This is a genomic window from Terrisporobacter othiniensis (assembly GCF_000808015.1).
Taxonomy (GTDB): Bacteria; Bacillota; Clostridia; order Peptostreptococcales; family Peptostreptococcaceae; genus Terrisporobacter; species Terrisporobacter muris.
In genome coordinates this window covers 1-5,932 of sequence record NZ_JWHR01000130.1, presented here as the reverse complement: position 1 = coordinate 5,932, position 5,932 = coordinate 1, and the positions used below count along the sequence as shown (strand labels likewise).

The following is a 5,932-nucleotide window of genomic DNA, read 5'->3' as shown; positions in this document are numbered from 1 at the left end:
ATTAATAAACAATCTGCAAAAAACTATTAAACTATTTATTTTGAATAAGATTATTTTCTCACTTTACCTGAACACTTTCATAATTTAATGTAATTATTATATAACCCTACTCATTGATAGTCAAATTTTATTTTCTATTTAGTTGTAAGATATTTGATTTTCGTTATATAATATATATAACAAGTACATTATAGTTTGGAGTGATAAAATGATATTAAATTTGGATTTTAACAGTGATGTTCCTATATATACACAAATTAAGGAACAAATCATAAAATCTATTGCCCGTGGTGATTTGAAAATAAATGAGTCTTTACCGTCTGTTAGAATAATGGCTGAGGAGATTGGTGTTAATCTTCATACTGTAAACAAATCATATAATTTGCTTAAAGATGAAGGCTATATAAATATTGATAGACGTAAAGGAGCAATAGTTAATACTCTTCCACTTGCTAAAAAAGAAGATAATATGGAAAAAATAAAATCTATGCTAGAACTTTTAACCGCGCAAAGTTATCTTTTAGGAATGACTAGAGAAGAGTTTTTAAATTGCAGTAATGAATTTTTTGACGGTTATGAGGTGAAACATTATGAATAGTACAATAGCAGTTATTATAAATCTTCCCATGTTACTACTTTTATATCTAATAATGTTTTTTACTCAAGCTCTAAGTGGAAAAAGACAGTTTTATGGGGTAAGTTTAAATAGCGATTATTTTAATAAGAAAGAGTTCAAATCCTTAGATAAAAAATTTAAAAGTCTTCTTACTATAGGATTTCTTATTTTTATAATAATAACATTAGTTTGTATTTATTCCTTTAAAGCTTATGAGATTGCATTTGTTCTTCCCATTTTAGGATTTTGCATATATGAGTTTTGTGTATTTATTTATGTTCACAACAAAGTAAAAGCTTTAAAGAAAGATTTGTCCTTAGAAATAAAAGATTTGGAACTTAAAAAAACTAATGTAATATTAGATACAGATTTTATTAACGAAAAAAATATAATTATAAAAAAATACTCTATATATTTTTTAATACCATATATAATTACTATCTTGGTATCTATTTATGTAGCTACTAAGTATAATTCCTTGCCGGATATTATACCTACTCACTGGGGCATAACTGGTATGGCTGATGCCTATTCACCAAAATCAGTTTTTAGTGTATTTAGTACTGTGCTTATGAGTGTAGGTGTGGGAATTATAATATATATTAGTTCTGTGCAATCCTTAAAATCTAGGGCTAAATTAAATACAGAAAATATCCCAGAAAGTAAAATTGCTCATTTATATTATTTAAATAAACTTGCTATTACTTTCTTAGTGCTAAATATAGGTTGCCAAGTCTTATTTATTTCAATATTAATAGCTACAGTTAATGCCGGTAGCATAAATACTTATATAATGTGGCCTACTACAATCGCCATAATTGGAGCTGCTATTTATCAAACATATTTATATTATAAATCACCTAGTAAATCTAAAACTGCTGTTTATTCAGTAGATGATGATGACAATAACTGGATATTTGGAACATTTTATAATAATCCAAACGATCCTTCTTTATTTGTTCAAAAGAGGTTTGGTGTAGGCTGGACCATAAATATAGGAAGCACAAAGGGTAAAGTATTTTTTATTTCACCTTTTATAATACTTATAGTTATATTAATTATTACTTTTAATATGTAATAATTAATATAACTATATAAAAAGTCGACGAATAAATTTTCGTCGACTTTTTAATATCTATATATTTACTTCAATTTGTTCAAATTCATCTTCGTCTTCATTATTAAATCTATTATCCATATGATAAATTACTTTATCATATAAATTATCAAATAATTTACTATATAGCGATCCAAAAACATTACTTACTATACGAGATGTAATAGTATCTGTTAAACCTAGTGTTGCAACTGCAGAGGGTAATGCTGAAAAACTATTTACTACTGTTTGCCATTCATAAGTAGCACAAAAACCAACCATTAATCCAGCCATAAGTGGCAACATTGTTCTAAGCTGTTCTGGTAATACTGTATAAATAACAAAAAATGTAATACAACCGACAATTGCAAATATTATTCTGCTTTTACAACGTACATTTAACTTTTCCTTAGTTGTTTGCTGAATTACTGACATACATGCAAAAGCTATCCACATTGTTTTAGGAAAATGCATAAACTCTCCTATTAGTACTGCAGTATTAATTCCAAGAGCAAGTTTTAACTGCCATCTACTTCTCTCTGTTTTTATATCAAAACCTTTTATAACATCTAAAATAGTATTATCATATTCTTTTTTTGTTTTTTTATGTTTAATATAAAATATTGAAGCTACAATTATACCACCAAATAATAACCCAATAACACGAGATAAATATACTTCTACACTACTAACACCATTACCATATAAAAGGAAATACGATAATATTAGTATTATGTGATTTGCATACATCATGTTATGACAAGTTAATACTATTATAGTAATTATCGAAATAAAGTTTATAATAAATCCTAATATTGGATTTGATATATTCGATAAATAAGGAGCAACTGAATATATTAGAAAAATTCCAATTAAAGTAACAGATGACTGTTTTACCTTAAAATCTAAGTTTGCAGATCTAAAAGTTAGTATTAACATTACTGTTACAACACCTACTATACTATTTTCACTTCCAAAAATACTGCTAAATGAAGACACTATTAAAATACAAAATAGCATACATAAAATATTTTTAATTATTAGTGCCCCTATATATTTTTGTTTTATCTTTTTATCTGACTCTTCTTTTATCAAAGGTTTTAGTTGTGCTGCACCTAGTTGCATCGCCTGATAAAAACTCATCCTTCACTCTCCTATTCCTCATTCATTATTTTATTTGCTTTTTCAATAGATGAAATTAATTTAAAAAACTCTTCATCACCTAACTTCTTACGTAACTTATATATTGGTGATAAGTAAAGTTCATATATTTTTTGTAACTCTTTTCTTCCAGCCTCTGTAATACAAACAGAGTAGCTTCTTTTATCATGTATATCTGGCTTTTTAGTTACATATCCATTCTTACTTAAACTATCTATTAATCTACTTAAAATTGTTTTATTTAAACACATTGCTTTGCTAAGTTTAATAGGTGTCATACCTTCTTCATTCTTTATAAGCTGAGACAATAAATCGTATTCTTGATTAGTTCTTTCAAGTGCTGGTGTATAACGATGCACTAATGTTCTACTAAATAGTCTTACTTCATTCATTTTTACTGTCATATCTATCCAATCAAAATTATCCATCTCTCCACCTCTTCATGATTTAGTTCACTTTGTTAACTATAATATATATTCTATTGAATATAGTTAACTTTGTCAACTATATATAATGTATAAATTTCTTTATTTACCATTTATTATATATATAATAAAAATTTACATATCTTCTCCACTTCATCAACTTTATTTTTGGCTCCATTTAATTTGTTGTAATTACAAAAATAGAGTTGATAAATTGCACTAATGTACATATTTATCAACTCTAATATAAGATTTTATATATATCTTTGTTCCTTTATTTTTTAGTAACATATATATAATGAAAATACTTATAGTCATAATTATATTCCCAAATATTAAAAATGTATTAATATTACTTATTTTTAATAAATGTCCTATTCCACAAATTATGGCTATAAATAGTATATTAGAAATCATGCTTATTATTACACTTGCTCCTCTTTTTACAACAGCTACATCACTTGTAAAATCCATTTTGGGATAAAGTAAATTAATAAATATCCCAAGTGTAGCAATAAATATTGAAATTAATATGATTGTAAGTATTACTAAAGTTGTGAATTTCATACCAAACCCTAATCTAAATGATAAAACCAGAAAACAAATTATAGATATAGGTATAGTTAAAATAATATTTAATAAAATCTTACTTTTAAAAATGTCCATCTCTTTAATTGGGGAAGATTTTAAAATCCATAAGTTTTTCCCCTCTAAAGAAATTGAAACACAAGCTGTATTTGTCATTATTATGCAAAATAATGTTATGCCTATTATTTGAATTGCTATCATTTCTTTTACTACAGCTATTTCTAATATTTGAGCAATTTTATCATATCCTATCACAAGTATTGCTACAGTAAATAAAAATAATATTATCATTCCTACAAAAGTATTCATTACATATATTGTTGATGAAAAATATCTTTTAACTTCTTTTTTTAATAAAGCTATTACAGGCTTTGATGATTTTAACTCTTTAAATTTATAGTTATTGCTTTTGTAAGTTTCACTTAATTTACTGTTTATTTTATTAAAATTGTTTGCAAATAAATATACAAATAAAGCTGTTGGGACTATAGAAATAAGTACAAATATCACTAATGATATTATACTATTATTTTTTAGTGCATCTACAAAATAATATGCTGGCATATATAACTTTTGTGTTGCCTCAATAATAGAGCTACTATTTTGAATAATAATCATCATTACATTTTGTAAATTAAATGATAAAATCACAACTATTGCAACTAATGATAAATTTAATACTATTGATATTAAATTATTTTTCTTACTTCTTGATGAAATATTAGTTATTATAAATGCTATAATTGATGATATTATTGTCGGTATTAGTGGTGATGTTAAAATTAATATTATTAAAAATGGAAAGTATAATGCCCCAGTATTGACTTTTATGAAATATACAATTCCAGGTATAAGCAAACAAGGTAGTGCAAATAAATAGTTATTAAAGATTAGCATTATAATTTTACTACTTAATATGCTCGATTGCTTTATGGGCAAGCTTGTTAACATCTCATAATCTTTACTTTGGAAAAGATATGAAGATGCTTTATAAATTGAAGTAAAAAATGTTGCCATAGTACACCCTATAATCCCCAAAATAAGAAGTAGTTCCATCTGATTTATTTTCACTAAGAAATCTGATAAATAAAAACATGCCACAAAACCATAAGCACTCAACATTACTATAGTAAATGTTATTAGTAAAACCATGCCTATTGCTTTTATTTTGTCACTTTTGTCAGCATATTTTAATTTATTAATTCCACTTTCATTTTTCAAAGTATTTTTCATTAATAGTGCTAAATTACTCATGATCTATCATCTCCATAAATATATTTTCAAGGGATTTATAACCTTTTACCTTTTGAGTTTCTCCACAAGCTACTAATTTCCCACCATTAATTATGGCAATTTTGTCGCATATTTTTTCAGCAACGTCCAATACATGAGTTGAGAAAAATATACATCCACCCTTATTACAAAAATCTCTCATTATTTCTTTCAATGTAAAAGCTGCCTTTGGATCTAAACCTACAAATGGTTCATCTAATATTAATATTTTAGGACTGTGTATTAATGCAGAAATAATAGCAAGCTTTTGCTTCATACCATGAGAATAAGAAGATATTAAATCACCTAATGATTTATTTACTTCAAATTCTTCTGAGTAATATTTTATTTTTTCTTCTCTTTCTGATTTATCTATTCTAAACACATCTGCTATAAAATTAAGATAGTCTATTCCAGTTAAAGCTTCATATAAATCTGGATTGTCAGGAATATATGCTATATCCTTTTTACATTCTGTTGGATGCTCTTTTATAGATTTTGAATTTATTAATATATCTCCTTCCTCAAAGTCATGTATACCTACTATTGACTTTATTGTAGTAGTTTTACCAGCTCCATTATGACCTATAAAACCAAAGATTTCTCCTTTTTTAACTTCCATAGATATACTATCTATAGCCTTTTTATTTTTGTATGACTTAGACAAATTTATTATTTTTAACATTTTATCTCCCTCTTTATATATTATATAGTTTTTATATTTGTTATATATAATATATAACAGATAGTGTCTTTGTGCAATATTTTTAATAA

6 protein-coding genes are annotated in these 5,932 nt (G+C 25.3%); 2 read left to right on the top strand and 4 right to left on the bottom strand.

The features are described 5' to 3' along the window. The first annotated feature begins 220 nt into the window (after window positions 1-220). Together QX51_RS16180 and QX51_RS16175 are read left to right on the top strand one after the other, a co-directional pair. Window positions 221-598 carry a GntR family transcriptional regulator gene (locus tag QX51_RS16180; protein ID WP_330376095.1) on the top strand — a complete coding sequence of 126 codons (378 nt, stop codon included), beginning with the start codon at window positions 221-223 and terminating at the stop codon, window positions 596-598. Beyond that, window positions 591-1,694 carry a DUF5808 domain-containing protein gene (locus QX51_RS16175; protein WP_039680939.1) on the top strand — a complete coding sequence of 368 codons (1,104 nt, stop codon included), beginning with the start codon at window positions 591-593 and terminating at the stop codon, window positions 1,692-1,694. The genes QX51_RS16180 and QX51_RS16175 overlap by 8 nt, the downstream gene beginning before the upstream one ends. A gap of 57 nt (window positions 1,695-1,751) precedes the next feature. On the opposite strand, the gene QX51_RS16170 is transcribed toward QX51_RS16175, so the two are convergent. The 4 genes from QX51_RS16170 to QX51_RS16155 all read right to left on the bottom strand — a co-directional run bounded on the left by QX51_RS16170 (window position 1,752) and on the right by QX51_RS16155 (window position 5,843). Then, a complete protein-coding gene (locus tag QX51_RS16170) occupies window positions 1,752-2,855 on the bottom strand; it encodes an FUSC family protein (RefSeq protein WP_039680938.1) in 1,104 nt (367 codons plus the stop codon). A gap of 11 nt (window positions 2,856-2,866) precedes the next feature. Continuing rightward, window positions 2,867-3,301: a MarR family winged helix-turn-helix transcriptional regulator gene (locus QX51_RS16165; RefSeq protein ID WP_039680937.1), complete on the bottom strand. Its 435-nt coding sequence runs from the start codon at window positions 3,299-3,301 to the stop codon at window positions 2,867-2,869. Window positions 3,302-3,517: 216 nt separating this feature from the next. Continuing rightward, window positions 3,518-5,140: a putative ABC transporter permease subunit gene (locus QX51_RS16160; protein ID WP_052233115.1), complete on the bottom strand. Its 1,623-nt coding sequence runs from the start codon at window positions 5,138-5,140 to the stop codon at window positions 3,518-3,520. Continuing rightward, the gene (locus QX51_RS16155) at window positions 5,133-5,843 is read right to left on the bottom strand and encodes an ABC transporter ATP-binding protein (RefSeq protein ID WP_039680941.1); all 711 of its coding nucleotides are present in this window, start codon (window positions 5,841-5,843) and stop codon (window positions 5,133-5,135) included. Before QX51_RS16155 ends, QX51_RS16160 begins: the two co-directional genes overlap by 8 nt. Window positions 5,844-5,932 lie beyond the last annotated feature (89 nt).